General features: G+C 71.0%; 26 protein-coding genes. 14 read left to right on the forward strand and 12 right to left on the reverse strand.

From position 1 onward, the window contains the following. Positions 1–2 precede the first annotated feature (2 nt). Together OG842_RS15070 and OG842_RS15075 are read left to right on the forward strand one after the other, a co-directional pair. Positions 3–1,442 (forward strand): aldehyde dehydrogenase family protein, encoded by a 1,440-nt coding sequence (locus OG842_RS15070; RefSeq protein WP_266730163.1) that lies wholly within the window; start codon positions 3–5, stop codon positions 1,440–1,442. Further along, complete coding sequence (locus tag OG842_RS15075) at positions 1,432–2,343, forward strand: aldehyde dehydrogenase family protein (protein WP_266730164.1); 912 nt, start codon at positions 1,432–1,434, stop codon at positions 2,341–2,343. The genes OG842_RS15070 and OG842_RS15075 overlap by 11 nt, the downstream gene beginning before the upstream one ends. A gap of 66 nt (positions 2,344–2,409) precedes the next feature. Here the strand turns inward: OG842_RS15075 and OG842_RS15080 are convergent, their stop codons facing one another. Next, entirely contained in the window at positions 2,410–2,829 is a 420-nt protein-coding gene (locus OG842_RS15080) for a hypothetical protein (RefSeq protein ID WP_266730165.1), read from the reverse strand. Between the two features lie 63 nt (positions 2,830–2,892). On the opposite strand from OG842_RS15080, the gene OG842_RS15085 reads away from it, so the two are divergent. Beyond that, complete coding sequence (locus OG842_RS15085) at positions 2,893–3,600, forward strand: uridine kinase family protein (RefSeq protein ID WP_266730166.1); 708 nt, start codon at positions 2,893–2,895, stop codon at positions 3,598–3,600. A gap of 135 nt (positions 3,601–3,735) precedes the next feature. On the opposite strand, the gene OG842_RS15090 is transcribed toward OG842_RS15085, so the two are convergent. Further along, positions 3,736–4,497, reverse strand: coding sequence for a SigE family RNA polymerase sigma factor (locus tag OG842_RS15090; protein ID WP_266730167.1), 762 nt, complete (start codon positions 4,495–4,497; stop codon positions 3,736–3,738). Between the two features lie 192 nt (positions 4,498–4,689). Between OG842_RS15090 and afsQ1 the strand changes: the two genes are divergently transcribed. The 5 genes from afsQ1 (at position 4,690) to OG842_RS15115 (ending at position 8,525) form a co-directional block, all read left to right on the forward strand. Further along, positions 4,690–5,367 carry a two-component system response regulator AfsQ1 gene (gene afsQ1, locus OG842_RS15095; protein WP_206433404.1) on the forward strand — a complete coding sequence of 226 codons (678 nt, stop codon included), beginning with the start codon at positions 4,690–4,692 and terminating at the stop codon, positions 5,365–5,367. Further along, a complete protein-coding gene (locus OG842_RS15100; RefSeq protein WP_266730168.1) occupies positions 5,364–6,902 on the forward strand; it encodes a sensor histidine kinase in 1,539 nt (512 codons plus the stop codon). Before afsQ1 ends, OG842_RS15100 begins: the two co-directional genes overlap by 4 nt. Positions 6,903–6,913: 11 nt before the next feature. Further along, complete coding sequence (locus tag OG842_RS15105) at positions 6,914–7,543, forward strand: GerMN domain-containing protein (RefSeq protein WP_266733601.1); 630 nt, start codon at positions 6,914–6,916, stop codon at positions 7,541–7,543. A gap of 136 nt (positions 7,544–7,679) precedes the next feature. After that, a complete protein-coding gene (locus tag OG842_RS15110; RefSeq protein WP_266730169.1) occupies positions 7,680–8,228 on the forward strand; it encodes a VanZ family protein in 549 nt (182 codons plus the stop codon). Positions 8,229–8,321: 93 nt separating this feature from the next. Then, positions 8,322–8,525 (forward strand): PspC domain-containing protein, encoded by a 204-nt coding sequence (locus tag OG842_RS15115; protein ID WP_259928209.1) that lies wholly within the window; start codon positions 8,322–8,324, stop codon positions 8,523–8,525. A 70-nt stretch (positions 8,526–8,595) separates the two neighbouring features. Here OG842_RS15115 and OG842_RS15120 read toward each other — a convergent pair whose 3' ends face one another. Continuing rightward, complete coding sequence (locus OG842_RS15120) at positions 8,596–8,913, reverse strand: hypothetical protein (RefSeq protein ID WP_266730170.1); 318 nt, start codon at positions 8,911–8,913, stop codon at positions 8,596–8,598. Between the two features lie 136 nt (positions 8,914–9,049). Next, on the reverse strand, positions 9,050–10,204 hold the full coding sequence (locus tag OG842_RS15125) for an adenosine deaminase (protein WP_266730172.1): 1,155 nt from the start codon (positions 10,202–10,204) through the stop codon (positions 9,050–9,052). Between the two features lie 103 nt (positions 10,205–10,307). On the opposite strand from OG842_RS15125, the gene OG842_RS15130 reads away from it, so the two are divergent. Next, positions 10,308–11,078 carry an alpha/beta hydrolase gene (locus OG842_RS15130; RefSeq protein ID WP_266730174.1) on the forward strand — a complete coding sequence of 257 codons (771 nt, stop codon included), beginning with the start codon at positions 10,308–10,310 and terminating at the stop codon, positions 11,076–11,078. 174 nt (positions 11,079–11,252) lie between these two features. Here the strand turns inward: OG842_RS15130 and OG842_RS15135 are convergent, their stop codons facing one another. Both OG842_RS15135 and OG842_RS15140 read right to left on the reverse strand, forming a co-directional pair. After that, positions 11,253–11,558: a hypothetical protein gene (locus OG842_RS15135; RefSeq protein ID WP_266730176.1), complete on the reverse strand. Its 306-nt coding sequence runs from the start codon at positions 11,556–11,558 to the stop codon at positions 11,253–11,255. A gap of 127 nt (positions 11,559–11,685) precedes the next feature. Next, positions 11,686–12,639 (reverse strand): LysR family transcriptional regulator, encoded by a 954-nt coding sequence (locus OG842_RS15140; protein ID WP_266730178.1) that lies wholly within the window; start codon positions 12,637–12,639, stop codon positions 11,686–11,688. 63 nt (positions 12,640–12,702) lie between these two features. Here OG842_RS15140 and OG842_RS15145 point away from each other — a divergent pair, with 63 nt between their 5' ends. The 4 genes from OG842_RS15145 to OG842_RS15160 all read left to right on the forward strand — a co-directional run bounded on the left by OG842_RS15145 (position 12,703) and on the right by OG842_RS15160 (position 16,269). Then, positions 12,703–14,049: an MFS transporter gene (locus OG842_RS15145; protein WP_266730180.1), complete on the forward strand. Its 1,347-nt coding sequence runs from the start codon at positions 12,703–12,705 to the stop codon at positions 14,047–14,049. 85 nt (positions 14,050–14,134) lie between these two features. Continuing rightward, positions 14,135–14,851 carry a L,D-transpeptidase family protein gene (locus tag OG842_RS15150; RefSeq protein ID WP_266730181.1) on the forward strand — a complete coding sequence of 239 codons (717 nt, stop codon included), beginning with the start codon at positions 14,135–14,137 and terminating at the stop codon, positions 14,849–14,851. A 78-nt stretch (positions 14,852–14,929) separates the two neighbouring features. Then, positions 14,930–15,949: a sigma-70 family RNA polymerase sigma factor gene (locus tag OG842_RS15155; protein ID WP_323185745.1), complete on the forward strand. Its 1,020-nt coding sequence runs from the start codon at positions 14,930–14,932 to the stop codon at positions 15,947–15,949. Between the two features lie 20 nt (positions 15,950–15,969). Beyond that, a complete protein-coding gene (locus OG842_RS15160; RefSeq protein ID WP_266730184.1) occupies positions 15,970–16,269 on the forward strand; it encodes a hypothetical protein in 300 nt (99 codons plus the stop codon). 33 nt (positions 16,270–16,302) lie between these two features. On the opposite strand, the gene OG842_RS15165 is transcribed toward OG842_RS15160, so the two are convergent. After that, entirely contained in the window at positions 16,303–16,677 is a 375-nt protein-coding gene (locus OG842_RS15165; protein WP_266730185.1) for an STAS domain-containing protein, read from the reverse strand. Between the two features lie 292 nt (positions 16,678–16,969). Between OG842_RS15165 and OG842_RS15170 the strand changes: the two genes are divergently transcribed. After that, the gene (locus tag OG842_RS15170; protein ID WP_443063982.1) at positions 16,970–20,320 is read left to right on the forward strand and encodes a S8 family peptidase; all 3,351 of its coding nucleotides are present in this window, start codon (positions 16,970–16,972) and stop codon (positions 20,318–20,320) included. A gap of 137 nt (positions 20,321–20,457) precedes the next feature. Here OG842_RS15170 and OG842_RS15175 read toward each other — a convergent pair whose 3' ends face one another. From OG842_RS15175 to OG842_RS15195, 5 genes are all read right to left on the reverse strand, one after another. Beyond that, positions 20,458–21,735 carry a thymidine phosphorylase gene (locus tag OG842_RS15175; RefSeq protein WP_266730186.1) on the reverse strand — a complete coding sequence of 426 codons (1,278 nt, stop codon included), beginning with the start codon at positions 21,733–21,735 and terminating at the stop codon, positions 20,458–20,460. Between the two features lie 112 nt (positions 21,736–21,847). Beyond that, positions 21,848–22,246, reverse strand: a complete 399-nt coding sequence (locus tag OG842_RS15180; protein WP_266415187.1) for a cytidine deaminase — start codon at positions 22,244–22,246, stop codon at positions 21,848–21,850. Then, positions 22,243–23,532 carry an ABC transporter permease gene (locus OG842_RS15185; protein WP_266730187.1) on the reverse strand — a complete coding sequence of 430 codons (1,290 nt, stop codon included), beginning with the start codon at positions 23,530–23,532 and terminating at the stop codon, positions 22,243–22,245. The genes OG842_RS15180 and OG842_RS15185 overlap by 4 nt, the downstream gene beginning before the upstream one ends. Further along, on the reverse strand, positions 23,529–24,647 hold the full coding sequence (locus OG842_RS15190) for an ABC transporter permease (protein ID WP_266730189.1): 1,119 nt from the start codon (positions 24,645–24,647) through the stop codon (positions 23,529–23,531). The genes OG842_RS15185 and OG842_RS15190 overlap by 4 nt, the downstream gene beginning before the upstream one ends. Further along, positions 24,644–26,281, reverse strand: a complete 1,638-nt coding sequence (locus OG842_RS15195) for an ABC transporter ATP-binding protein (RefSeq protein ID WP_266730190.1) — start codon at positions 26,279–26,281, stop codon at positions 24,644–24,646. Before OG842_RS15195 ends, OG842_RS15190 begins: the two co-directional genes overlap by 4 nt. Positions 26,282–26,314: the final 33 nt, after the last annotated feature.

The following is a 26,314-nucleotide window of genomic DNA, read 5'->3' on the forward strand; positions in this document are numbered from 1 at the left end:
CCATGGCATCTGCATTCGAGTACGCCCCCGCCCCCGAGTCGCGCGCGGTCGTCGACATCGCGCCCTCGTACGGGCTGTTCATCGACGGCGAGTTCGCCGAGGCGGCCGACGGCAAGGTCTTCAAGACCGTCTCGCCGAGCACCGAGGAGGTGCTCTCCGAGGTCGCGCAGGCCGGTGCGGCCGACGTCGACCGGGCCGTGAAGGCGGCCCGCAAGGCGTTCGAGAAGTGGTCGGCGCTGCCCGGCTCCGAGCGCGCCAAGTACCTCTTCCGGATCGCCCGGATCATCCAGGAGCGCAGCCGCGAGCTCGCCGTCCTGGAGACCCTGGACAACGGCAAGCCGATCAAGGAGACGAGGGACGCCGATCTCCCCCTCGTCGCCGCGCACTTCTTCTACTACGCGGGCTGGGCCGACAAGCTCGACCACGCGGGGTACGGCCCGAACCCGGCCCCCCTCGGCGTCGCGGGCCAGGTCATCCCCTGGAACTTCCCCCTCCTGATGCTGGCCTGGAAGATCGCCCCGGCGCTCGCCACCGGCAACACGGTGGTCCTCAAGCCCGCCGAGACGACCCCGCTCTCCGCGCTGTTCTTCGCGGACATCTGCCGCCAGGCGGGCCTGCCCAAGGGTGTCGTGAACATCCTTCCCGGCTACGGGGACGCGGGCGCCGCCCTCGTCGCGCACGAGGACGTGAACAAGGTCGCCTTCACCGGCTCGACCGCGGTCGGCAAGGCCATCGCCCGCCAGGTCGCCGGCACGGACAAGAAGGTCACCCTCGAACTGGGCGGCAAGGGCGCCAACATCGTCTTCGACGACGCCCCGATCGACCAGGCCGTCGAGGGCATCGTCACCGGCATCTTCTTCAACCAGGGCCAGGTCTGCTGCGCGGGCTCCCGGCTCCTGGTCCAGGAGTCCGTCCAGGACGAGGTGCTGGACGCGCTGAAGCGCCGGCTGTCCACGCTCCGGCTCGGCGACCCGCTGGACAAGAACACCGACATCGGCGCGATCAACTCCGCGGAGCAGCTCGCCCGGATCACCGCGCTCACCGAGACGGGCGAGGCGGAGGGTGCGGAGCGCTGGAGCGCCCCCTGCGAACTCCCCTCCGCCGGTTACTGGTTCGCCCCGACGCTGTTCACCAACGTCACCCAGGCGCACACCATCGCCCGCGACGAGATCTTCGGCCCGGTGCTGTCGGTGCTGACCTTCCGTACGCCCGACGAGGCGGTCGCCAAGGCCAACAACAGCCAGTACGGCCTCTCGGCCGGCATCTGGACGGAGAAGGGCTCCCGCATCCTCGCGGTGGCGAACAAGCTCCGGGCGGGCGTCGTCTGGGCCAACACGTTCAACAAGTTCGACCCGACCTCGCCCTTCGGCGGCTACAAGGAGTCGGGCTTCGGCCGCGAAGGCGGCCGTCACGGCCTGGAGGCGTACCTCGATGTCCGATAACCGTCTGAGCGTCTTCAAGACCTACAAGCTGTACGTCGGGGGCAAGTTCCCCCGCTCCGAGAGCGGCCGGGTGTACGAGGTGACGGACTCGAAGGGCAAGTGGCTGGCGAACGCCCCCCAGTCCTCCCGCAAGGACGCGCGCGACGCGGTCGTGGCCGCCCGCAAGGCGTTCGGCGGCTGGTCGGGGGCGACCGCGTACAACCGCGGCCAGATCCTCTACCGCGTCGCGGAGATGCTCGAGGGCCGCAAGGACCAGTTCGTACGGGAAGTGGCGGACGCGGAGGGCCTGTCGAAGTCCAAGGCGGCGGCCGTCGTCGACGCGGCGATCGACCGCTGGGTCTGGTACGCGGGCTGGACCGACAAGATCGGCCAGGTCGTGGGCGGGGCGAACCCGGTCGCGGGCCCGTTCTTCAACCTGTCCACCCCCGAACCGACCGGCGTGGTCACGGTCCTGGCCCCCCAGGAGTCCTCGTTCCTGGGCCTGGTCTCGGTGATCGCCCCCGTGATCGCGACCGGCAACACAGCCGTCGTCATCGCCTCCACCACCTCCCCCCTCCCGGCCCTGTCCCTGGGCGAGGTGCTGGCCACCTCCGACCTGCCGGGCGGCGTGGTGAACATCCTGTCCGGCAGGACGGCGGAGATCGCGACACCGCTCGCCTCCCACCAGGACGTCAACGCCATCGACCTCACGGGCGCCGACACGGCCCTCGCGAAGGAGCTGGAGATCGCAGCGGCCGACAATCTGAAGCGGGTTCTCCGTCCACAGCCTGTGGACGGAGACGGTGGCGGCGCCACGGACTGGACGGCCGATCCGGGCACCCACCGCCTGACGGCCTTCCTGGAGACCAAGACGGTCTGGCACCCGACGGGCGCCCTGGGCGTCTCGGGCTCCTCGTACTGACCGGCTCCCCGCACGGCAACGGCCTGTTCCTCCGGCACCCCGGAGGAACAGGCCGCTCCCGGCTGCTCAGCCGCCGTGCAGCGTCTGCGCCACCGGCCCGACCGCCGGCAGGTCCTTCAGCGCGCCACCGCTGGTCAGCGGGTCCGTGACGGCGGCCGTGGAGAGCGGCTTGAAGTCGGCGACCTGCGTCCCCACCACGTTGTCCAGCGGGTCCGTGCCCGTGCCGGCCAGCGGGTCGAGCCGCAGATGCGTCACCGGGGCGACGCCGTTGCCGAGCGAGTGACCGAGCGCCCCGGTCACCGTGCCGCTCGCGGCCTCCCCGGCCGCGCCGAGGCCGGTGTCGGCTCCCACCACCGGCACGTGGGGCAGCGGCGCCGCCTGGGCCGCCGCACCCCCCGCACCGAGCGCGGCACCCACCGCGGTGACGGTCAGACCTGCCCTCAGCAGGGCGCGGCGACGGGACTTGGAAAGTGCGTGACGTGCCATGGAATTCCCACCTGATCGAGACGATCGAGTAACCATCTGAGTGCGTAGAGTAGTTGAGGTGTGATGCTCGATACCAACAAGGGCACCGGGGGATCCCCTGCGCGGGTCAATGCCTCACACTCGTATCCTGTGAATTCCCAACCGATCCCGACCCGCGTCGTACTGCTCGCGGGCCCTTCCGGCTCCGGCAAGTCCTCCCTCGCCGCCCGCACCGACCTGCCGGTGCTGCGCCTGGACGACTTCTACAAGGAGGGCGACGACCCCACGCTGCCGCTCGTTCCCGGCAGTACGGACATCGACTGGGACTCCGCACAGTCCTGGGACGCCGACGCGGCGGTCACAGCGATCACGGAGCTGTGCCGCACCGGCCGCACCCACGTCCCGGTCTACGACATCGCCACCAGTTCCCGGGTCGACCGGGAGGCCTTCCACATCGAGCGCACGCCGCTGTTCGTGGCCGAGGGGATCTTCGCCGCGGACATAGTCGAACGGTGCCAGGAACTCGGCGTACTGGCCGACGCCCTGTGCCTGCGCGGCCGCCCGACGACGACGTTCCGCCGCCGCCTGCTGCGGGACCTGCGCGAGGGCCGCAAGTCGGTGCTGTTCCTGCTGCGGCGCGGCTGGCGGCTGATGCGCGCGGAGCGCCGGATCGTGGCCCGCCAGACGGCCCTGGGCGCCCACCCCTGCGGCAAGGAAGAGGCCCTGGGCCGCCTGGCCGCGGCGGCAGCGGGCCGGTGCCGCCGCGCGCCGGCCGCACGCGGGACGGCATAGCGGGCCTCCCCGTTCCGCGCACGCGAACGGGGCCGGACAGGACCCCCCGGCCCATCCGACCCCGCAGCACTTCCCCCGTACTCCGCCGCCTCCCCCGAAGCAGCGGCCCCGTTGTCCCCCGTGTTCCCCCTCGCCTCAGGCCACCAGCTCGCCGAAGGACTCCTCCTCGTCACGGCCGAAGCTGAGGACCTCGTCCTCGCGCAGCCGGCGGAGCGACCGCCAGATGCTGGACTTCACCGTGCCGACACTGATGTCGAGGATGGCCGCGATCTCCGGGTCGGTGCGGCCCTCGTAGTAACGCAGGACCAGCATCGTGCGCTGGAGTTCCGGCAGCCGCGCCAGCGCCTGCCAGAGCACGGCGCGCAGTTCCGTGCCGCGCATCGCGTCCGTGTCGCCCGCCGTCTCCGGCAGCTCCTCGGTCGGGTACTCGTTGAGCTTGCGCCTGCGCCAGGCGCTGATGTGCAGGTTGGTCATGGTGCGGCGCAGATAGCCGCCGACCGCCGCCTTGTCGCTGATCCGGTCCCATGCCCGGTACGTCGAGAAGAGGGCGCTCTGCAGCAGGTCCTCGGCCTCGAACCGGTCGCCGGTCAGGTGGTAGGCGGTTGCGTACAGGGAGGCGCGGCGCTCCCGGACGTAGGCCGTGAACGCCGCTTCGGCGTCCTCGCCCTGCGCCGGGGCCTTCCGCTCCCCCGTGACCTCCCCGTACGCGCTGCCCCCGTTGTTTCCCCCGTTGCCCCCCACAGGCGCGTCAACCACCGTCATGTACGACAGGTGCTGACGCCCGGCGCCACGAACGCACCCCCGCCCGTTCCCGGCGCCGGACTTCTCGATACTCCGGCCGACGTCGTGGAGACGCGTGACAACTGCGCTTGCGGTGGTGCTGTGAGTTGCGTTCATCTCGCGCCCCCCATCGGTGGAGTCCGTCCGTTCCTTGTGTCCAAGAGCTTGCCGGGGCAGTTTCATGGCGCTGTCCGCCGACTGTCACAGGCCTGTCACAGGGCCCGCCGGCCGTGCGTCCGGGGCGCGCGGGATGTATGAGTCGACCCCAACTGTCGAACTGGGGCGCCACCATGGGTCAGAATGACCAGCGTGCCTTTCCTGTTGCTGATCGAGGACGACGACGCCATCCGCACGGCCCTCGAACTCTCGCTGTCGCGCCAGGGCCACCGTGTGGCCACTGCGGCGACGGGAGAGGACGGCCTGAAACTGCTGCGTGAGCAGCGGCCGGACCTGATCGTGCTGGATGTGATGCTGCCCGGGATCGACGGCTTCGAGGTGTGCCGAAGGATCCGGCGCACCGACCAGCTGCCGATCATTCTGCTGACCGCGCGCAGCGACGACATCGACGTCGTGGTCGGGCTGGAGTCCGGTGCCGACGACTACGTGGTGAAACCCGTGCAGGGCCGGGTGCTCGACGCCCGGATCCGCGCGGTGCTGCGCCGCGGCGAGCGCGAGTCCACCGACTCCGCGTCGTTCGGGAGCGTGGTGATCGACCGTTCCGCGATGACCGTGACCAAGAACGGCGAGGATCTGCAGCTCACGCCGACCGAGCTGCGGCTCCTGCTGGAGCTGAGCCGCCGGCCGGGCCAGGCCCTGTCGCGGCAGCAGCTGCTGCGGCTGGTCTGGGAGCACGACTACCTCGGTGACTCCCGGCTGGTGGACGCGTGTGTGCAGCGGCTGCGGGCCAAGGTGGAGGACGTGCCGTCCTCGCCGACCCTGATCCGTACCGTCCGGGGTGTGGGCTACCGGCTGGACTCGCCTCAGTGAGCAACGCCGTCAAACGGAGCCTGCTCACCGGGCTTCGCTGGACCAGCCTGCGGCTGCGGCTCGTCGTGGTGTTCGCCCTGGTGGCGCTGACCGCCGCGGTGTCCGCGTCGGGGATCGCGTACTGGCTGAACCGCGAGGCCGTGCTGACCCGCACCCAGGACTCCGCGCTCGGGGACTTCCGCCAGGAGATGCAGGGCCGGGCGGCCTCGCTGCCGCTCCACCCCACCAGGGACGATCTGCAGAACGCCGCGGTGCAGATGGCGAGCAGTTCGCCCGGCTACAGCGTGCTGCTGGTCGACGAGCGCGACACCGGCAAGCCGATCGTCGGCAACTCCGACCTGGACAACTTCACACTCGACAACGTCCCGCTGTCGCTGCAGAAGGCGGTCAACAAGAAGCAGCCGGTGGAGGCGGGCAACAAGTACGAGTACCACCTGTTCTGGCAGCGGACCAGTATCCGCGGCACGCCGTACCTGGTGGGCGGTACGAAGATCATCGGTGGCGGCCCGACCGGCTACATGCTGAAGTCGCTCGACCAGGAACGGCAGGACCTCAACTCGCTGGCCTGGTCGCTGGGCATCGCCACCGGGCTCGCGCTGATCGGTTCGGCGCTGCTCGCGCAGGCCGCGGCGACGACCGTGCTGCGGCCCGTGCAGCGGCTCGGCGACGCCGCCCGCAAGCTCGGCGAGGGCAAGCTCGACACCCGGCTCGTGGTGTCCGGCACGGACGAACTGGCCGATCTCTCCCGTACGTTCAACCGGACCGCGAGTTCGCTGGAGAAGCGGGTCGCGGACATGAGCGCGCGGGACGAGGCGAGCCGGCGGTTCGTCGCCGACATGTCGCACGAGCTGCGCACCCCGCTCACCGCGCTGACCGCCGTCACCGAGGTGCTGGAGGACGAGGCGGACAGCCTCGACCCGATGATCGCGCCCGCGGTACGCCTGGTGGTGAGCGAGACCCGGCGCCTGAACGACCTGGTGGAGAACCTGATGGAGGTCACCCGCTTCGACGCGGGTACGGCCCGGCTCGTCCTCGACACCGTGGACGTCGCCGACCAGGTCACCGCCTGCATCGACGCCCGTGCCTGGCTGGACGCGGTGGATCTGGACGCCGAGCGCGGCATGATGGTCCGCCTCGACCCGCGCCGGCTCGATGTGATCCTGGCCAATCTGATCGGCAACGCGCTCAAGCACGGCGGTTCGCCGGTACGGGTCGCGGTGCGGACCGAGGGCGACCAGCTCGTCATCGAGGTCCGGGACCACGGCCCCGGCATCCCCGAGGACGTGCTGCCGCACGTCTTCGACCGGTTCTACAAGGCCAGCGCCTCGCGCCCGCGTTCCGAGGGCAGCGGTCTCGGGCTGTCGATCGCCATGGAGAACGCGCACATCCACGGCGGTGACATCACGGCGGCGAACTCGCCGGACGGCGACGGCGCGGTGTTCGTACTGCGGCTGCCGCGCGATGCCGAGCCGCTCACCCGTTCCGACGGTGGGCACGACGCCGGGGACCGGGACGAGGAGGGCGACGCGACGTGACGGACAGCGTGATGGGTGGCGCGGCGGGTGGTGGCAACCGCCGGGCGCGCCGCACGGCCGTGGCACTGGCCGGGGCCGTGGTCGGGGCCCTGCTGGCCGCGGGCTGCGGGATCAGGTCCACCACCGTGCCGGTGGACGCCGGGGCCGCGCCGTCGCAGGTGCCGTGCACGATGTCCGCGGAGGACGTCACGACGCAGGCCCTCAAGGGCATCCCCGTACAGATCTATCTGGTCTGCTCCTCGCAGCTGGTCACGGTGGACCGTGCGGTCCAGGTCGACGAGACCGGTTCGGACCGGGTCCGGATCGCGCAGGCGCTCCTGGACGAGCTGCTGCTGAAGCCGCCCGCCGCCGAACGGCGGGCCGGGTACTCCACGACCGTCCCGAAGACCCTGCGGGTCGGCGGGGCCCGCAGCGGCGACCGGTCGGGCACGCTGCGGCTCAGCGAGCAGCCGGAGGACCTGCGGTCCGAGGCGCTGGCGCAGATCGTGTGCACGTACGCGGAGAGCGACTCGCTCGCCCCGGAGGGCACCGTGGTACTGGGCGGGCCCGGGAACTATCCGCCGCGCGGGTACCTGTGCACCTCGGAGATGAAGGCGCGCCCCAAGGCGGTACCGACGCTCGGGTTGGGTACGGGGGCCTGAGCGCCCGGCACGTACGGGGGCCTGAGCGCCCGGCACGTACGGGGCCTGGGCGCCCGGCGGTCCGCTCCGCGGCGCCGGACGGGCCGGATTCCGGGGCGGCGGAACCGATCCTGCCGTTCGTGGCGTCTTGGGGGGCGTGCGTCAAGGTTCGGACGGTACAGCCGTCATCCGCTTCCGCGCGGCCGGGGTCACTCTCCTCATCGCGCATCTGCTGCTCGTCGGGTGGCTGACCCTGCGCCCGCTCGATGTGCCGTGGATGGGCGCCTCGAATCTCCGACCCTTCGCCGGCATCAGAGCCGACCTGTCCCTCGGCCCGGTCGAGGCCGCCCGTCGGATCGGTGAGGGGCTGCTGCTGCTCGCCCCGCTGGGTGTGCTGCTGCCGATGGCCGGGGGCCGGCTCACCGTCTCCCCGTGGGCCTCGCTGGCCCGTACAGTCGCGGCGGGTGCGCTGATCTCGACGACCATCGAACTGGCCCAGACCGGAGTGCCCGGTCAGGTCGTCGACGTCGACTCGCTGTTGCTGAACACCATCGGCGTGGCCCTCGCCCATCTGCTCGTCGTACCCATGTGCCGGGCGCGGCTGCGCCGCCGGAAGCAGGAGCGGGTCGGGGTGGTACCCCACCCGAGAGACGAGGCGGGCCAGGGTTCGACCCCGACGATTCCAAGGGTCGGGATCGCCCCGTAGAGCGACGCTTTGCCCCTGTTCGACGGGCCACCATGGAGCTATCGGGAGCACGACGGAGCTGCTCCCCAGCAACGGTTCGCGAAGGAGCCCACCATGGCCGCACTTGCCCGCCCCCGTGACGGACGCATGATCGGCGGAGTGTGCGCAGCGCTGGCACGGCGCTTCGGCACCTCCGCGGGGACCATGCGCGTCATCTTCCTGGTCTCCTGCCTGCTGCCGGGGCCGCAGTTCCTGCTCTACCTGGCGCTGTGGCTGCTGTTCCCGTCCGAGAAGACGTCGTCGGCCGCCGCCTGGTGACCTCGTACGCATACGCCCGTGGGGCGGACACCCGGTCCGGGTGTCCGCCCCACGGGCGTGTGTGCGGGGATCAGCCGCCGAGCGGGAGACCGTTGGCCGACAGGCCGCCGGTCCGCAGGCCGCCCGCGGGCATGCCGCCGAGCAGGCCCTTGGCCGGGGTGGTGACCTCGCCGACGAGCTTCTGCTGACCGGTGCCGAGCAGCTTGGTGGCCGTCTCCTGCACCGGCAGGCTCTGCGTCGCCGTTCCCAGCGCCGCGCTCGCGACCGGCAGAGCGGTGCCCGCGGCGTCGGTCGGCAGCACGGCGGCGGAGGCGGTGCCCGCAGCGGCGGCGGCGAAGGCGGCGCCGAGAGCGGCGACGCCGAGAGTCCTGACAGCAGACTGCTTCATGTGAAATTCATCCTTGGGGATAGGAATGTGGGGGGCTCCGAAAAGTAGCCAGCCCACCGCCCTTCCCGCAAACATGCCGACACACCGGGAAAGGCCGGGAGTTCGGCGCCCCGACCCTTCTCCGCGATGACGTCGATCAGCCCGCAGAAGAGGAAGAAACGCTGGTCGCAGCGGTCTGCTCGAAGAGCCATTCGGACTTCAGCTCGGCGTATCCGGGCTTGATCACATCATTGATCATCGCCAGACGCTCATCAAAAGGAATGAATGCCGACTTCATTGCATTGACGGTGAACCACTGCATGTCGTCGAGCGTGTATCCGAAGGTCTCGGTCAGCTTCTCGAATTCGTGGCTCATGCTCGTACCGCTCATCAGCCGGTTGTCCGTGTTCACGGTGGCCCGGAAATGCAGCTTCCGCAGCAGCCCGATGGGGTGCTCGGCGTACGAGGCGGCGGCGCCGGTCTGGAGGTTCGACGTCGGGCACAGCTCCAGCGGGATGCGCTTGTCCCGTACGTAGGAGGCGAGGCGGCCGAGCTTCACACCGCCGTCGTCGGTGACCTCGATGTCGTCGATGATGCGGACCCCGTGCCCGAGCCGGTCCGCACCGCACCACTGGAGCGCCTGCCAGATCGACGGCAGACCGAAGGCCTCGCCCGCGTGGATGGTGAAGTGGTTGTTCTCGCGCTTGAGGTACTCGAACGCGTCGAGGTGCCGGGTGGGCGGGAAGCCCGCCTCCGCGCCCGCGATGTCGAAGCCGGCGACGCCCTGGTCGCGGTAGCGGTTGGCGAGTTCGGCGATCTCCAGGGAGCGCGCGGCGTGCCGCATCGCGGTGAGGAGGGCGCCCACGCGGATGCGGTGCCCGTCCTGGCGGGCGCGCTGCTCGCCCTCGCGGAAGCCCTCGTTGACCGCCTCGACGACCTCTTCGAGAGTCAGTCCGGCCTCCAGGTGCTGCTCGGGGGCGTACCGCACCTCGGCGTAGACGACACCGTCCGCGGCCAGGTCCTCGGCGCATTCGGCGGCCACCCGGACCAGCGCCTCGCGGGTCTGCATGACGGCGCAGGTGTGCGCGAACGTCTCCAGGTAGCGCTCCAGCGAACCGGAGTCGGCCGCCTCCCGGAACCAGATGCCGAGCTTGTCGGGCTCGGTCTCGGGAAGTCCCTCGTATCCGCTCGCCAGGGCGAGGTCGACGATCGTCCCCGGGCGCAGGCCGCCGTCGAGATGGTCGTGCAGAAGCACCTTGGGTGCACGCCGGATCTGATCCTGGCCGGGCACATGAAGGGTCGGGCTCATCATTTGCGCACTCTAGCCCCTACGCGCGTAGATTGTCGCTCGCCGATGCGTAACAGTGACCGCGAATACGGGTGGAGTACACCTGTCCTTCTGACACTGTTCTGTCATGGCACAGCGCGCACTCCCCCTGCCCGACGCAAGGCTGGGACGGGCCGTCAGGGCGGCCGGAGCTCCAACCGCGGTCAGCGGCGTTGTTCTGCTGCTCCCGGACGGCGAGGCCGATTCGCACCGCCGCCCCTCACCTCTCTCCTACGCACTCCAGCTCCCGCTGGCCCGCGCCCTGGCCCGCGCCGGGCAGGACGACGGGCTCGCCGCGCATGTCGTGCGCTATCGCTGCCGGGGCTGGAACGCCACGGACGCGCAGCTCGCGGCGGACGCCGAGTGGGCGGTGGACGAGGTCGTACGGCGCTACGGCGACGTCCCGGTCTGCCTGGCCGGCCACGGCATGGGCGGCCGGGCCGCACTCCGGGCGGGCGGCCACGCGGCGGTCGACTCCGTGCTGGCGATGGCCCCCTGGCTGCCCGAGGACGGGGCGGACGGAGCGGACGGGGCGGAGCCGGTGAAGCACCTGCTCGGCCGCCAGGTGCTGCTCGTCCACGGCACCAACGACGCCCGTACCGACCCCGAGCTGTCCTTCCGCCTGGCCGAGCGGGCCAAGAAGACCAACCGCGACACCTGCCGCTTCGAGGTCCACTCCGACGGCCACGGACTGCGCCAGCACCGGGCCGAAGTGACGGCCCTGGCAGCCGACTTCGTGTGCGGTTCGCTGTTCGGCCGGGCGTACGCGCGGCCGGTCGCCGACGCGCTGGCGGCGCCACCGCCGCTGGGGCTGCGGATGCCGCTGGCGGCCGGATTCGGGAAGTCGCTGCGGGGCTGAGGGAGTTGACGGTCCGACAGGTGGGCGCGTGAGGTGTCCGCCTCCTCCGGGGCGCGGGGCGGCAGGCGCGCGAGGCGCCCGCCGTCTCCGGGCGGGGCCGGCAGTGCCCGCCGTCTCCGGGCGCGACTCCCGCCGCGGTCCGCCGGGACCACGGCGGGAGCCGGGCTAAAGAGGTCAGGCCTTCTTCCACTGGACGTCGTAGGCCCGCAGCGCGTACTTGCCGCAGTCGCCGCCGAACTTCCAGTGGCCCTTGCCGACCCAGGCGCCGTGGATCGTCCTGTTGGAGCACTCCGTCACCGTACGGGCCTTGCCGCGCGTCACGGCGCAGGAGGCGGTCCAGGTGGAGCTGCCGGTCTTCCAGTTCTTGCACGTGTAGCCGTAGTCGTTGGCGCTCGCCGCGCCCGGCAGGGCGACGATCAGGCCGCCTACGAGGACCGCGGTGGCGGCGGCGCCCGTCAGGCCGCGCATGACGCGCTTCATGTGCTCTCCCTCGTTTGGATGCTCAGGTACCGGACGGCACGGGATGCGCAGGTAAGGCGCTCCGTACCGGCCGAAATCGATCGTGGCACGGCTCCGGGGCGTCCGGGTCGGTCCGCGCCAGTCCGCGTCAGTCCGGCAGCAGGTGCCCCCGCCTCGACAGCAGGAAGCGTTTGAAGGCGGCGACCGGCGGGGTGTCCGGGTGGCCGTCCAGCCAGGCGACGCCGATCTCACGGGCCGCCCTGGGGGCCGTGACGGTCAGTTCGACGACGCCGGGGCGGGCCACCGCGGGCGGCGGCAGCAGGGCCACGCCGAGCCCGGCCGCGACCAGGCCGCGCAGGGTCTCCGCCTCCTCGCCCTCGAAGGCGACCCGGGGCGTGAAGCCCGCCTCGGCGCACAGGTCGTCGGTGATCCGCCGCAGGCCGTAACCCGGTTCGAGGGTGACGAACTTCTCGTCGGCGGCCTCCGCGAGGCGGATGCGGCGTCGGGTGGCGAGGCGGTGGTCCTCGGGGACGACGAGGCGCAGCCGCTGTTCGTCCAGGCGGCGGGCGACCAGGTCGGGGGCGTCCGGGACGGGTGAGGTGAGGCAGAGGTCGAGGCCGCCGGCCCGCAGCCGTTCGATCATCGCCTCGCCGTAGTTCTGCACGAGCTGGAAGCGGACCCGGGGGTGGTCGGCGCGGAAGGCGCGCAGGAGGGCGGGGACGGTCTCCGAGCCCATGGTGTGGAGGAAGCCGAAGGCGACCTTGCCGGTGGCCGGGTCGGCGTCGGCCCGTACCGAGTCGGCGGCCTTCTCGACCTCGGCGAGGGCCCGCTCCGCGGAGCCGAGGAAGGTGCGGCCCGCCGGGGTGAGCGAGACGGTACGGCCCTTGCGGGCGAACAGGGCGACTCCCAGGTCCTGTTCGAGCCTGACCATCGCCCGCGAGAGCGTCGACTGCGGGACGCCGAGCTCCTGCGCGGCGCGCGTGACGTGCTCGTGGCGGGCCACCGCCTCGAAGTAGGCGAGGCGCGGCGCGAGGATCGCGCGAATGTCTTCTTCGTAACTGCTCGGTGACAGCCGAGGCTGTGAGCTGTGCTGATGCGCCATGGGATTGATTATCGCTGTTTTGTGCATTGGACGCATGAAAGGTGAGGGGCCTACGTTCGATACATGCCTCCTGCCAGTACCGAGGCGTCCACCCTCACCGTGGCCGCCTCGCCCCAGCCGTCCCCCGTCGCCGCCCGTGTCGCCACCACCGACTCCGCCGCGACGGACCGTCTCGAACCGGGCCGCCCCGGCTACCGCCGGATGAGCTTCGCGCTCTTCGCCGCAGGTGTCGCGACCTTCGCACTCCTCTACTCCACGCAGGCCCTGCTGCCCGCCGTCTCCGCCTCCTTCGGCGCCACGGCCGGACAGGCCAGCTGGACGGTCTCCGCGGCGACCGGCGCACTGGCACTGTGCGTACTGCCGATGAGCGCGCTCTCCGAGCGGTTCGGACGGCGGCAGATGATGACCGCCTCGCTGACGGTCGCCGTACTGGTCGGACTGCTCGTCCCCTTCGCCCCCTCGCTGGGCTGGCTGATCGCGCTGCGCGCCGTCCAGGGCGCGGCACTGGCCGGGCTGCCCGCCTCCGCGATGGCGTACCTGGCCGAGGAGGTGCGGCCGAAGGCACTGGTCGCCGCGATCGGACTGTTCGTGGCCGGCAACAGCATCGGCGGCATGAGCGGCCGCATCCTCACCGGCTGGATCGCCCAGCTGTGGGGCTGGCGCGCGGCGCTCGGCGCGGTCGGCCTGCTGGCCGTGGTCTGCGCGGTGGTCTTCCACTTCATGATCCCCCGGGCCCGGAACTTCACCCCCGGGACGCTGAACCCGAAGGCCCTCGCGAAGACCGTCGGCGGGCACCTCGCCGATCCGCTGCTGCGCCGGCTGTACGCGATCGGCGCGCTGTTCATGACGGTGTTCGGCGCGGTCTACACGGTGATCGGCTACCGCCTGGTGGAGGCGCCGTTCAACCTCCCGCAGGGCGTCGTCGGCTCGATCTTCCTGGTCTACCTCGTCGGTACAGTCTCCTCCGCCGCGGCCGGCCAGCTGGTCGCCCGGCTCGGCCGCCGGGGCGCGCTGTACCTGGCCGTCTCCACCACGGCCGCCGGTCTGCTGCTCTCGCTCGCCGACCAGCTGGCCGCCGTGCTCCTCGGCCTGGTCCTGATCACGGCGGGCTTCTTCGCCGGGCACGCGGTCGCCTCCTCGTCCGTGAGCCGGACCGCGACGAAGGGCCGCGCCCAGGCGTCGGCGCTCTACCAGTCCGCGTACTACCTGGGCTCCAGCGCGGGCGGCACGCTCGGCGCGGTCGCCTTCCACGCCGGGGGCTGGGCCGGGACCGTCTCGCTGGGACTGCTCGCGGTCCTCGGCGTCGTCTCGATCACCCTGTACGGGACGCGGGCAGCCCGCGCCGAGCGGCGCCGGACGGTGCCGGTGACCTCCGTGCGGCACCGGGGCATGGCCTCCGTACAGAACTGAGACATACGGCGCACAACCATCGACTCCCCGACGCGCGTCTAGAAGGCGGAAACACCTCACGGCGCGCGAAGGGGAGTTGGCGTACATGGGAGTCGCGGGGAACATACGGGGAGTCCGGCTGCGGCGCGGGCTCGCACTGTCGGCCGCGGGCCTGACCGCGGTACCGGCACTGGTGCTGGCCACCGGCGGGTCGGCGCAGGCGGCGTCCTGCACGACGTCCACCGGGCCGTACCAGAAGCAGGTCGAGAAGTACCTGAAGCGGCCGGTCGACGGCAAGCAGTCGGCGGCCGACTGCAAGGCGATCAGGTCGTTCCAGAGCACCTACGGGGTCACCCCCACCATCGGGTACGCGGGTCCGGTCACCTGGCGCACGATGAAGACGCTCACCGCGCAGAAGGCGGCCGGCAAGAATCCGAACAAGGACAAGAAGTGCCCCACCAACAAGGGGCGCATCGCGTGCGTGGACCTGACCCGGCAGCTGAGCTGGATCCAGGACGGCAGCAAGCTGAAGTTCGGCCCCGTGCCGGTGCGGACCGGACGCAACGGGTACGAGACCCGCACCGGGTCGAAGAAGATCTACTGGCGCCACATCGACCACGTCTCGTCGATCTACCACGTGTCGATGCCGTACTCCCAGTTCTTCGACGGGGGTCAGGCGTTCCACGCGGTCGGCGTGAAGATGTGGAACCCGCCGGGGTCGCACGGCTGCGTCAACATGCGTACCGCCGACGCCAAGTCGTACTGGAAACTGCTGAAGAACGGCGACGACGTATACGTGTACGGACGCAAGCCCGGAACGTGACCCGGAACAGGGCGGCTTCGGTACTTCACACCCCCGCTGTCAGTGGCCTGCGGTAGCTTCCGGAGTGCCGGGTGAGCGGTGTCACAGCGCAACAGGGGTGGGCAGATGAGTGATCTGACAACGACGACGGACGTCGACAGCCGTCTGGAGGGACACCGGGTCGAGCTGACCGGTTACTGCTACCGGATGCTCGGCTCGGCCTTCGAGGCGGAGGACGCGGTACAGGACACGCTGGTGCGTGCCTGGCGCAACTTCGACAAGTTCGAGGGTCGTTCCTCGCTGCGGTCCTGGCTGTACCGCATCGCCACCAACGTCTGCCTGGACATGCTGAACGCGGGCAAGAAGCGGGCCCGCCCGGTCGATCTGACGGGCCCGACACCGCTCGCCCAGGCGGCGCTCAACCCCCTGCCGGAGAACACCTGGCTGGAGCCGATGCCGGACGGGCGCATGCTGCCGACGGTGGCCGACCCGGCGGAGGCCGCCGTGGCGCGGGAGTCGGTGCGCCTCGCGTTCGTCGCCGCGCTCCAGCATCTGCCGCCCAAACAGCGTGCCGTGCTGATCCTGCGCGAGGTGCTGGCCTGGAAGGCGAGCGAGGTCGCCGAGCTGCTCGACACCTCGGTCGCCTCGGTCAACAGCGCCCTCCAGCGGGCACGGGCCACCCTCACCGAACACGAGGGCAGGCCCGCCGATGCCGCGAATCCGCTCGACGAGGAGCAGCGCAAGCTCCTTGAGCGGTACGTGGCGGCCTTCGAGGGCTACGACATGGCGGCGCTGACGGCGCTGCTCCATGAGGACGCCGTGATGACCATGCCGCCGTTCGACCTCTGGCTCCAGGGGCACGACGACATCACCGGCTTTATGCTCTCCATCGGCGCGGGCTGTGCCGGCTCCCGCCTGGTGGCGACGTCGGCGAACGGCACCCCGGCGTTCGCGCACTACAAGCCGAATCCGGACGGGCCCGGGTTCGTGCCGTGGGCGGTGCAGGTCATCGACATCTCGGACGGGGCCATCACCGGGATGCACTGCTTCCTGGACACGCCGCGCTGGTTCCCGCTCTTCGGACTGCCGGACCATCTCGACGACGACGCGGCGGTGTGAGGCCGGGCGTGAGACGCGGCATGCGGAACGGGCTGGTGGCCGGCTGGGTGGTACTGGCAGCCGGTGGCTGGGGGGTGGCCCAGTGGATGGGCGAGCCGTCCGCCACCGGCGGCCCCGAGCCCGGTACGGCCCGGCCCTCCGGGCCGGGCCGTGAGCCGGGGCCGCAGCCCGAGTCCGTCTGCGACGACCTTGCCGGCGTCTCGTCGCCGCGGCCCACCGCCACCCCTGCCGCGCTCCTCACGGCATCGACTGCCCCAGTCGACGGCGCGACCACCCGGCTCCGGGTGGTGGTCTGCGACGCGGCCAGGATCACGGACTGAACGGGCGGGGGCGGGGCGGGCGGCCCGTACCGTTCAGCCCCCGCCCTCCCCCGGCCCCGTCGCGCACTCCAGGTCCACCACATCGGCCAGCCCGACCAGGTCCAGCAGACTCCGCAGCTCGGGCGGCACATTGCGCAGCCGCAGCCTTCGGCCGCCCGCCCGGCGTGCGACGAGCCCCAGCCGGGCTATCGCCTCGACCAGGGCCAGATCCGCACGTACGACCCCGCCCACGTCGCAGTCCACCCCGGCGCCCGGGTCACGGGCGGCGCCGTCGGGGCCGTACAGCAGCGCCTCCAGCTCGGCGCAGAGTCCCGGCACCACGTCCCTGGTGACGCGGCCGGTGACGACGAGAACGATCGGGGTCATGGCTTCCACATCAGGGAGACCGGCCCGGCGGCCGAAACTCATCGCTGCCCGGATACGTGTTTCCCGGCGGACGCCGCGGCCCGGGACGCCGTGCGCGGCCAGGCGTGGCCCGCATCGCCCCTCGTCTGCCTCCGATCACCTCCGGCGTCCTCCGGTGGCCTCCGACCGGTGATCTTCCGTCAACTCCATTTATTTGTGGGCCTCCTGTGAACCCGTCCGTTCAATTCCCCCTCTAGGTACGTGAACCGGCCGGTGCGGCGTCCCCGTCGCGCCGACTGACCAGCGGCCCTCTCGCGGGCCGCCCGATTCTCCAGGGGGAGAGTTGCGCAAACACGTGAGAAACGCGTGTGTTTCGACCATCGCCGCGGCAGCCGCCGTGGCACTCGCGGCCGGGATGACCAGCCCGGCCGTCGCACAGCCCGACGCCGCCCAGCCGTCCGGCACCGGGGCCAGGACCCAGTGGCCCCCGGCCCAGAACCGGCTGACGCTGATCACCGGTGACGTCGTCACGGTGGACGCCAAGGGCCGGGTCATGGGTTTCCGGGCCGCCGAAGGGCGCGAGCACATACCCGTGCAGCGGCAGATAGTCGACGGGCACACCCTGCTCGTCCCCGCCGACGCGCACCGCCTGATCAGCTCCGGGAAGCTGGACCGCAGGCTGTTCGACGTCACCGAGCTCAGCCGCGCGGAGAACCGCCGGGCCCAGAAGTCGGGCCTGAAGCTGATCGTCTCCTACCGGGGCGCGAAGGCCGCCGACGCGAAGGCGGAGGTCCGCGCGGCCGGTTCCACCCGGGTCGACCGGACCCTGAAGACGCTGAACGCCCAGTCGGTGATCACCCCGCAGCGCGACGCCCAGGACATCTGGCAGGCGCTCACCAGCAAGGACTCGCGCGGCGCCCAGCGCACCACCGCCGCGGGGATCGACCGGGTCTGGCTGAACGGCGTACGCCGGGCGAGCCTCGACAAGAGCGTCCCGCAGATCGGCACCCCGGCCGCCTGGAAGGCCGGTTACACCGGCAAGGGCGTCAAGATCGCCGTCCTGGACACCGGTGTGGACGCCACCCACCCCGACCTCGCGGGCCAGATCCTCGACACGAAGAACTTCACCGCCTCGCCCGACGCCAAGGACCGGGTCGGCCACGGCACCCATGTCTCGTCGATCGCGGCCGGCACCGGCGCCAAATCGGGCGGCAAGTTCAAGGGCGTGGCCCCGGACGCCAAGCTGCTGGAAGGCAAGGTGCTCGACGACAACGGCTTCGGTGACGACTCCGGCATCCTGGCCGGCATGGAGTGGGCGGTCGCGCAGGGCGCCGATGTCATCAACCTGAGCCTCGGCGGCAGCGACACCCCCGAGGTGGACCCGCTGGAAGCGGCGGTCAACAAGCTGTCGGCCGACAAGGGTGTCCTGTTCGCCATCGCGGCGGGCAACGAGGGCGACGCGGCCGGTACGGTCGGCTCCCCGGGCAGCGCGGACGCCGCGCTGACCGTCGGCGCGGTCGACGACAAGGACAAGCTGGCCGACTTCTCCAGCCGTGGTCCGCGCGTCGGCGACGGGGCGATCAAGCCCGATGTCACCGCCCCCGGCGTGGATATCACGGCGGCGGCCGCACCCGGCTCCGCCATCGACCAGGAGGTCGGGCAGAACCCGCCCGGCTATCTGACGATCTCCGGTACGTCGATGGCGACCCCGCATGTCGCGGGCGCCGCGGCGCTCCTCAAGCAGCAGCACCCGGAGTGGAAGTACGCCGAGCTCAAGGGCGCGCTGACCGCCTCGACGAAGCCGGGCGCGTACTCGCCGTTCGAGCAGGGCACGGGCCGGATCGCGGTCGACCGGGCGATCGCCCAGACCGTCGTCGCCGACCCGGTGTCGTTGAGCTTCGGGGTGCAGCAGTGGCCGCACACCGACGACACCCCGGTCACAAAGACGGTGACGTACCGCAACCTCGGCACGACCGATGTCACCCTCGACCTCGCGGTCACGGCCACCGGCCCGGGGGGCAAGCCCGTCCCGGCCGGCTTCTTCGGCCTCGGGGCCGACAAGGTGACCGTCCCCGCAGGCGGCACCGCGGACGTGCCGCTGACCGTGAACACCAAGCTCGGCGGTACGGCCGACGGCACCTACTCCGCGTATGTCGTCGGGACCGGCGGCGGCCAGAGCGTCCGCACCGCGGCCGCGGTCGAGCGCGAGATCGAGTCGTACGACCTCACGGTCCGGACGATCGGGCGTGACGGCAAGCCCGCCGAGTTCGCCGAGGCCGACCTCTTCGGCCTCTCGGGAACGGCGCTCGGCCAGTGGCTCTCGCCGACGGTCACCGACGGCATGGCCAAGGTCCGTGTCCCCCGGGGCGGTTACACGCTGAACGGTGCCGTCACCGTCGACCCGGAGGACTACTCCAAGGGCACCGACTGGTTGTCGCAGCCGAAGCTGGACGTCACCAAGAACCTCACCGTGACGCTCGACGCGCGCAAGGCGAAGCCGGTGAACATCACCGTGCCCGCCACCGGGACGGAGTCCCTGCTGGCCGCGCCCGACCTCCAGCTCTCGACCGAGGACACCGGCTACACCTACGGCTGGATCCTCGACACGTACAAGAACTTCCGCACCGCGCACTTCGGCCCGGCCGTGACCGACGGTTCGCTCTCCCAGCACTGGATCAGCAGCTGGACCAAGGGGACCTCGACCCGGTACGACATCGCGGCCGGCGGTCCGGTGACCCGGGCGGCCACCGGTTTCGAGCGGAAGTACACCACCGGCCAACTGGCCAAGGTCGGCCTCTCCCTCGGCTCGCCCGCCAAGGGCAAGAGCGGTGAGGTCTCCGCCTCGGGCTCGCTGCCCGGCTCGGACGGCGGCTGGGGGGCCTGGTCCCTCCACAAGATCCCCGGCACGGTCACCTCCTACGTCTCCACCGCCGACAAGGTGAAGTGGAGCTTCGACTTCGACCAGGACGGCGGAGTCGACGAGGACGGCTACCCGGTGACCGAGGCGAGTTACTCCCTCGGCGCCCCGCAGGGCTTCAAGGCGGGCAAGTCCTACACGAAGAAGGTCAACACCGCGGTGTTCGGCCCCGCGGTCAACTCCGAGTACGGCATCCTCCGCGACGGCAACTACATCGTCGGCATGCTGCCGCTGGTGGCCGACGGAGCCGGCAACTTCGGCGGGTCCGCCTACAGTTCGGCCAAGACGGTCCTGTACCGCAACGGCAAGAAGCTCGCCCAGAACGACGACCCGCTGACGGGCCTGGCCCCCTTCACCGTGTCGTCCGCCGCCGCCGACTACCGGCTGACGACCTCGATGCGGCGCAGCGCCGCCCTCTCCCCGGTCTCCACCCGGATCGACGCGAGCTGGACCTTCCGCTCCAAGCGGACCTCGGGCCCGGCCATGCTGCCCATCTCCACGGTGCGGTTCACGCCCAACGTCACCGCGGACAGCAGGGTCACGGCCGGCCGGACCGCTTCCGTGCCCGTCACGGTGCAGGGTGCGGCCGCCGGCAAGAACCTCAAGTCGCTGACGGTGTATGTCAGTTACGACGCCGGCAAGACCTGGAAGAAGTCCACGGTCAAGGCGGGCAAGATCTCCGTGAAGAACCCGGCGAAGGGGAAGTCCATCTCCTACCGGGCGAACGTCACGGACAAGAAGGGCAACAAGTCGTCGGTGTCGATCTACAACGCCTACTTCGGCAAGTGAGCGCGTAGCCCCACCCCGACCGCACGACGGCGGCCCGCCGGGACGGATTCCTCCGCCCCGGCGGGCCGCTCGCGTTCTCCGGGGAGACCGGCACCGAGAAGTCGGTCAACTGACCGGGAAGATCAGGAAACCGCAGGTCAGGCGATACGTTCCCGCACCACCGGGGTGGCGGTGAACGTCGTGCCGGACGGGGCGATGTCGTACGCGTCGGGCAGGGCCTTCAGGGCGTAGTCGAACTTCTCGGGGGTGTCGGTGTGCAGCGTCAGCAGGGGCTGGCCTGCCGTCACCGTGTCGCCCGGCTTGGCGTGCAGTTCGACGCCCGCGCCGGCCTGGACCGGGTCCTCCTTGCGGGCCCGGCCCGCGCCGAGGCGCCAGGCGGCGACGCCGATGTCGTAGGCGTCCAGGCGGGTCAGTACGCCGGTGGAGGGGGCCGTGACGACGTGCTGCTCGCGGGCGACCGGGAGCGTGGCGTCGGGGTCGCCGCCCTGGGCGGAGATCATCCGGCGCCAGACGTCCATCGCGGAGCCGTCGGCGAGGGCCTTCTCCGGGTCGGCGTCCTTGAGCCCGGCCGCGTCCAGCATTTCGCGGGCCAGGGCGAGGGTGAGGTCGACGACGTCCTTGGGGCCGCCGCCGGCCAGCACCTCGACCGATTCGCGGACCTCCAGGGCGTTGCCCGCGGTCAGGCCCAGCGGGGTGGCCATGTCGGTGAGCAGGGCGACCGTGCGCACTCCGCTGTCGGTGCCCAGGGCGACCATGGTGGAGGCCAGTTCGCGGGCGTCCTCGATGGTCTTCATGAAGGCGCCGGAGCCGACCTTGACGTCCAGGACGAGCGCGCCGGTGCCCTCGGCGATCTTCTTGGACATGATGGAGCTGGCGATCAGCGGGATGGCCTCGACGGTGCCGGTGACATCGCGGAGCGCGTACAGCTTCTTGTCGGCGGGGGCGAGCCCGTCACCGGCGGCGCAGATCACCGCGCCGGTGGTGTCGAGGACGTTCAGCATCTCCTCGTTGGAGAGGTGGGCGCGCCAGCCGGGGATGGACTCCAGCTTGTCGAGCGTGCCGCCGGTGTGGCCGAGGCCCCGGCCGCTGAGCTGCGGCACGGCGGCGCCGCAGGCGGCGACCAGCGGGGCGAGCGGCAGGGTGATCTTGTCGCCGACGCCTCCGGTGGAGTGCTTGTCGGTGGTGGGGCGGGAGAGCGACGCGAAGTCCATGCGCTCGCCGGAGGCGATCATGGCGGCGGTCCAGCGGGCGATCTCCGTGCGGTTCATCCCGTTCAGCAGGATCGCCATGGCCAGCGCGGACATCTGCTCGTCGGCGACCTCGCCGCGGGTGTACGCGTCGATGACCCAGTCGATCTGCTCGGGGGTCAGCTCGCCTCGGTCCCGCTTGGTGCGGATGACGGAGATGGCGTCCATGTCCTGGAATTCCTTCCGGCCGGTGCGTACGCAGGAGTCCTGAGTAACTCTACGCGCATAGAGGGTGGAAACGGGGGTGGCCCTCCCGACGTGCGGGAGGGCCACCGGAGTTCTACTTCAGATGGTCCGGGCCGAACGCCTGCGGCAGCATCTCGTCGAGCGTGCGCAGCCCGTCCGGCGTCTCCAGGACGAGCTCGGGGCCGCCGAACTCGTACAGCAGCTGCCTGCACCTGCCGCACGGCACCAGGATCTCGCCCGCCCCGTCCACACAGGTGAAGTGGGTCAGCCGGCCGCCGCCGGTGGCGTGCAGCTGGGAGACCAGTCCGCACTCGGCGCACAGCCCGATGCCGTACGAGGCGTTCTCGACGTTGCAGCCGGAGACCGTACGGCCGTCGTCCACGCGCGCCGCGGCGCCGACCGGGTAGTGCGAGTACGGGACGTACGCGCGGGTCATCACGGACCGTGCGGCGCTCCGCAGCGCCGCCCAGTCGACCTCCGCGGCGGCCGTCACTTGCCCTGGCCCTTGCGGTAGCGCATGCCGTCCGCCTTCGGCATCCGCAGCCGCTGGGCGGAGAGCGAGAGGACGAGCAGCGTGACGATGTACGGGGTGGCGCTCACGAACTCGGTGGGCACGGTGTCCGTACCGAGGTACCAGACCAGCACCGCGGCGGCGATGACCGCGCTGACCACGCCCTGGACGAAGCTCTTGCGGTAGAGCTTCCAGGCGGCGAGCGCGGCCAGCACGACGACGAGCAGCAGGAGCAGCGCGTGGACGGACTCGCCGCCGTTGCGCAGCTGGAGCGCGTCGGCGAAGCCGAACAGCCCGGCGCCCATGGCGAGCCCGCCGGGCCGCCAGTTGCCGAAGATCATCGCGGCGAGACCGATGTAGCCGCGGCCGCCGGTCTGGCCCTCGTTGTAGATGTGCGAGGTGACCAGCGAGAGGAAGGCACCGCCGAGGCCGGCCATGCCGCCGGAGATGATCACCGCGATGTACTTGTACGTGTAGACGTTCACGCCGAGCGACTCGGCGGCGACCGGGTTCTCGCCGCAGGAGCGCAGCCGCAGCCCGAACGAGGTCTTCCAGAGCACGAAGAACGTGAGCACGAACAGGATGATGGCCAGGATCGTCAGCAGCGAAACGTTGGTGACCAGGCCGCCGATGACGCCGGCCAGGTCGGAGACGAAGAACCAGTGGTGCTTCTCGATGGAGTGCAGCCAGTCGGAGAGGCCCGGGATCGTCACCGAGGTGATCTCGTCGGCCGGTGGGGACTGCTTCGGGCTGCCGCCCTTGGCCGCCGCCTCGCCCGAGTTGAACCAGAGCTTGGCGAAGTAGGTGGTGAAGCCGAGCGCCAGGATGTTGATGGCGATACCGGAGATGATGTGGTCGACGCCGAAGGTGACAGTCGCGACCGCGTGCAGCAGTCCGCCGAGCATGCCGCCGACGACCCCGGCCAGTACGCCGAGCCACGGGTTGGTCTGCCAGCCGGCCCAGGCGCCGAAGAAGGTGCCCAGGATCATCATGCCTTCGAGGCCGATGTTGACCACGCCGGCCCGCTCGGCCCAGAGGCCGCCGAGACCGGCGAGGCCGATCGGTACGGCCATGGCGAGCGCCGCGCTGATCTGGCCGGCGGAGGTGACGTCCTCGGCGCCGGTGATGGCGCGCACGGCGGACAGCGCGAGCAGCACGCCCGCGATGATCAGCAGGACGACGGGGAAGGAGAGGCGGGTGCGGCCGCCCTTGCCGCCGGCGACCTTGGGGGCCGCGGGGGGCGGGGTGGAAGTCGCCGTGGCGCTCACGCCGACACCTCCTGCTGGTCGTTGTTACGGGCGGCGGCCTGTGCGGCGAGTTCCGCGCCGACCTTGCTCTGCTGGCGCTTGAGTCCGTAGCGGCGGACGACTTCGTAGGCGATGACGACGCACAGGACGATGACGCCCTGGATCACGCCGACGATCTCCTTGTCGTAGCCCTCGAATTCGAGCTTGCCGGTGCCGCGCTCCAGGAAGCCCCAGAGCAGCGCGCCGAGCGCGATGCCGATGGGGTGGTTGCGGCCGAGGAGGGCGATGGCGATACCGGTGAAGCCGATGCCGACCGGGAAGTCGCCGCTGTACTCGAAGCTGTCGTTGAGGAGGGTCGGCATGCCGATCAGACCGGCGACGGCGCCGGAGATCAGCATCGAGGTGATGACCATCTTCTTGACGTCGACACCGCTGGCCTCGGCCGCGGAGCCGGACTGGCCGACGGTGCGCAGGTCGAAGCCGAAGCGGGTGCGCGAGAGCGTGAACCAGTAGGCGACGCCCGCGACGACCGCGACCACGATGAAGCCCCAGACGGGCGACGGGGTGGTCGGGAACTCGAAGAAGTGCGAGGACTCCGGGATCGGCTTGGTGGAGATCTTCGTGCCGGCCTCGTCGAGGTGGCCGAGGCGGCCCTGCTGGAGGAGATAGCCGATGATCGCGGTCGCGATGGCGTTCAGCATGATCGTCGAAACGACCTCGCTGACGCCCCGGGTGACCTTGAGGACACCGGCGATGCCGGCCCACATCGCGCCGACGATCATCGCCGTGAGGATGATCAGCGGGATCTGCAGGGCGCCGGGCAGGGTCAGCGCGCCGCCGACCGCGGCGGCGAAAAAGGCGGCCAGGCGGTACTGGCCGTCGACGCCGATGTTGAAGAGGTTCATCCGGAAGCCGACGGCCACCGCGAGACCCGCGAGGTAGTACGTCGTCGCCTTGTTGAGGATGTAGACCTGGCTGTCCGACTTCATCCCGTAGTCGAACATGATGCCGAAGGCGCTGAACGGCTCCTTGCCGGTGGCGGCCAGCACGAGTGCGGTCACCAGGAAGGCGACCACGATCGCGAGTACGGGGGCCGCGATCCCCAGGAGCAGCCGCTCCTTGTCGATCTTCTTCATCGGTCCTCTCCCCCGTCCCGGGGGTCGGTGTCGGTGCTGTCGGCGCCGTCGGAGCTGTCAGTACTGTCGGCGCTGTCCGCGCCGTCGGCGGCCGTGTCCTCGGGTGCCGGTGACTCGTCCGGGGCTTCCAGGTGGCCGGTGGCCGCGCCCGTCATCGCCGAGCCGAGCTCCTCCGGGGTGATGGTCGCCGGGTCGGCGTCCGCCACCAGCCGGCCGCGGTACATGACGCGCAGAGTGTCGGAGAGGCCGATCAGCTCGTCCAGGTCGGCGGAGATCAGCAACACCGCGAGACCTTCGCGGCGCGCCTCGCGGATCTGGTCCCAGATCTGCGCCTGCGCGCCGACGTCCACACCCCGGGTCGGGTGCGCGGCGATCAGGAGCTTGGGGGCGTGGCTCATCTCGCGGCCGACGATCAGCTTCTGCTGGTTGCCGCCGGAGAGCGAGGCGGCGGTGACGTCGATGCCGGGGGTGCGCACGTCGTACTCGCGCACGATCCGCTCGGTGTCGGCGCGGGCGCCCTTGAGGTCGAGGAACGCGCCCTTGCTGTTGGGGCGTTCGGTGACGTGACCGAGGATGCGGTTCTCCCAGAGGGGGGCCTCCAGCAGCAGTCCGTGCCGGTGGCGGTCCTCGGGGATGACGCCCATGCCGTCCTCGCGGCGCTTGCGGGTCGGCGTGCGGGAGATGTCGGCGCCGTCGAGGGTGAGCACTCCGGCGTCGAGCTGGCGCATGCCCATGATGGCGTCGACGAGTTCGGACTGGCCGTTGCCCTCGACGCCCGCGATCCCGAGGACCTCGCCCTTGTGGATGGTGAAGCCGATCCCGTCGAGGACCGAACGCACCACGCCGTCCGGGTCGGTGGCGCTCAGCCGCAGCCCGTCGACGGTCAGCATCGGCACGTCGGTGACGGTCGACTCGCGGGTCTCGGGCGAGGGGAGTTCGCTGCCGACCATGAGCTCGGCGAGCTGCTTGGTCGTGGTGCTCTTCGGATCGGCGGTGCCCACCGTCGTACCGCGCCGGATGACGGTGATCTCGTCGGCGACCGAGAGGACCTCGCCCAGCTTGTGCGAGATGAAGATGACGGTCAGACCCTCGGCCTTGAGCTCGCGCAGGTTGTCGAAGAGCGCGTCGACCTCCTGCGGCACCAGGACGGCGGTGGGCTCGTCGAGGATCAGGGTGCGGGCGCCGCGGTAGAGGACCTTGAGGATCTCCACGCGCTGCCGGTCGGCGACCCCGAGGTCCTCGACCATGGCGTCCGGGCGGACCCCGAGACCGTACGAGTCGGAGATCTCCTTGATCTTCGCGCGGGCCCGGTCGCCGATCCCGTACAGCTTCTCCGAGCCGAGGACGACGTTCTCCAGGACGGTGAGGTAGTCGGCGAGCATGAAGTGCTGGTGCACCATGCCGATGCCGCGCGCGATGGCATCACCGGGGTTGTGGAACGAGACCTGCTCGCCGTCCACCGCGATGGTGCCCTCGTCCGGCTTCTGCATGCCGTAAAGGATCTTCATCAGAGTGGACTTGCCGGCACCGTTCTCGCCGACGAGGGCGTGGACGGTGCCGCGGCGCACGGTGATGTCGATGTCGTGGTTGGCCACGACCCCGGGGAACCGCTTGGTGATGCCGCGGAGCTCCACGGCATGGGGACTGCTGGACGCGTTGATGGCGCA

The sequence above is a fragment of the Streptomyces sp. NBC_00376 genome, assembly GCF_036077095.1.
Lineage (GTDB): Bacteria > Actinomycetota > Actinomycetes > Streptomycetales > Streptomycetaceae > Streptomyces.

What these genes read in the sequence shown, in the direction of transcription:
- OG842_RS15190 (WP_266730189.1), bottom strand. Translation starts at nt 24,647, where the DNA reads ATGAAGAAGATCGACAAGGAGCGGCTGCTCCTGGGGATCGCGGCCCCC.
- OG842_RS15135 (WP_266730176.1), bottom strand. Translation starts at nt 11,558, where the DNA reads ATGAAGCGCGTCATGCGCGGCCTGACGGGCGCCGCCGCCACCGCGGTC.
- OG842_RS15145 (WP_266730180.1), top strand. Translation starts at nt 12,703, where the DNA reads ATGCCTCCTGCCAGTACCGAGGCGTCCACCCTCACCGTGGCCGCCTCG.
- OG842_RS15175 (WP_266730186.1), bottom strand. Translation starts at nt 21,735, where the DNA reads ATGGACGCCATCTCCGTCATCCGCACCAAGCGGGACCGAGGCGAGCTG.
- OG842_RS15125 (WP_266730172.1), bottom strand. Translation starts at nt 10,204, where the DNA reads ATGATGAGCCCGACCCTTCATGTGCCCGGCCAGGATCAGATCCGGCGT.
- OG842_RS15070 (WP_266730163.1), top strand. Translation starts at nt 3, where the DNA reads ATGGCATCTGCATTCGAGTACGCCCCCGCCCCCGAGTCGCGCGCGGTC.
- OG842_RS15090 (WP_266730167.1), bottom strand. Translation starts at nt 4,497, where the DNA reads ATGAACGCAACTCACAGCACCACCGCAAGCGCAGTTGTCACGCGTCTC.
- OG842_RS15160 (WP_266730184.1), top strand. Translation starts at nt 15,970, where the DNA reads ATGCGGAACGGGCTGGTGGCCGGCTGGGTGGTACTGGCAGCCGGTGGC.
- OG842_RS15080 (WP_266730165.1), bottom strand. Translation starts at nt 2,829, where the DNA reads ATGGCACGTCACGCACTTTCCAAGTCCCGTCGCCGCGCCCTGCTGAGG.
- OG842_RS15140 (WP_266730178.1), bottom strand. Translation starts at nt 12,639, where the DNA reads ATGGCGCATCAGCACAGCTCACAGCCTCGGCTGTCACCGAGCAGTTAC.
- OG842_RS15120 (WP_266730170.1), bottom strand. Translation starts at nt 8,913, where the DNA reads ATGAAGCAGTCTGCTGTCAGGACTCTCGGCGTCGCCGCTCTCGGCGCC.
- OG842_RS15150 (WP_266730181.1), top strand. Translation starts at nt 14,135, where the DNA reads ATGGGAGTCGCGGGGAACATACGGGGAGTCCGGCTGCGGCGCGGGCTC.
- OG842_RS15085 (WP_266730166.1), top strand. Translation starts at nt 2,893, where the DNA reads ATGCTCGATACCAACAAGGGCACCGGGGGATCCCCTGCGCGGGTCAAT.
- OG842_RS15105 (WP_266733601.1), top strand. Translation starts at nt 6,914, where the DNA reads ATGGGTGGCGCGGCGGGTGGTGGCAACCGCCGGGCGCGCCGCACGGCC.
- OG842_RS15130 (WP_266730174.1), top strand. Translation starts at nt 10,308, where the DNA reads ATGGCACAGCGCGCACTCCCCCTGCCCGACGCAAGGCTGGGACGGGCC.
- OG842_RS15075 (WP_266730164.1), top strand. Translation starts at nt 1,432, where the DNA reads ATGTCCGATAACCGTCTGAGCGTCTTCAAGACCTACAAGCTGTACGTC.
- OG842_RS15165 (WP_266730185.1), bottom strand. Translation starts at nt 16,677, where the DNA reads ATGAGTTTCGGCCGCCGGGCCGGTCTCCCTGATGTGGAAGCCATGACC.
- OG842_RS15115 (WP_259928209.1), top strand. Translation starts at nt 8,322, where the DNA reads ATGGCCGCACTTGCCCGCCCCCGTGACGGACGCATGATCGGCGGAGTG.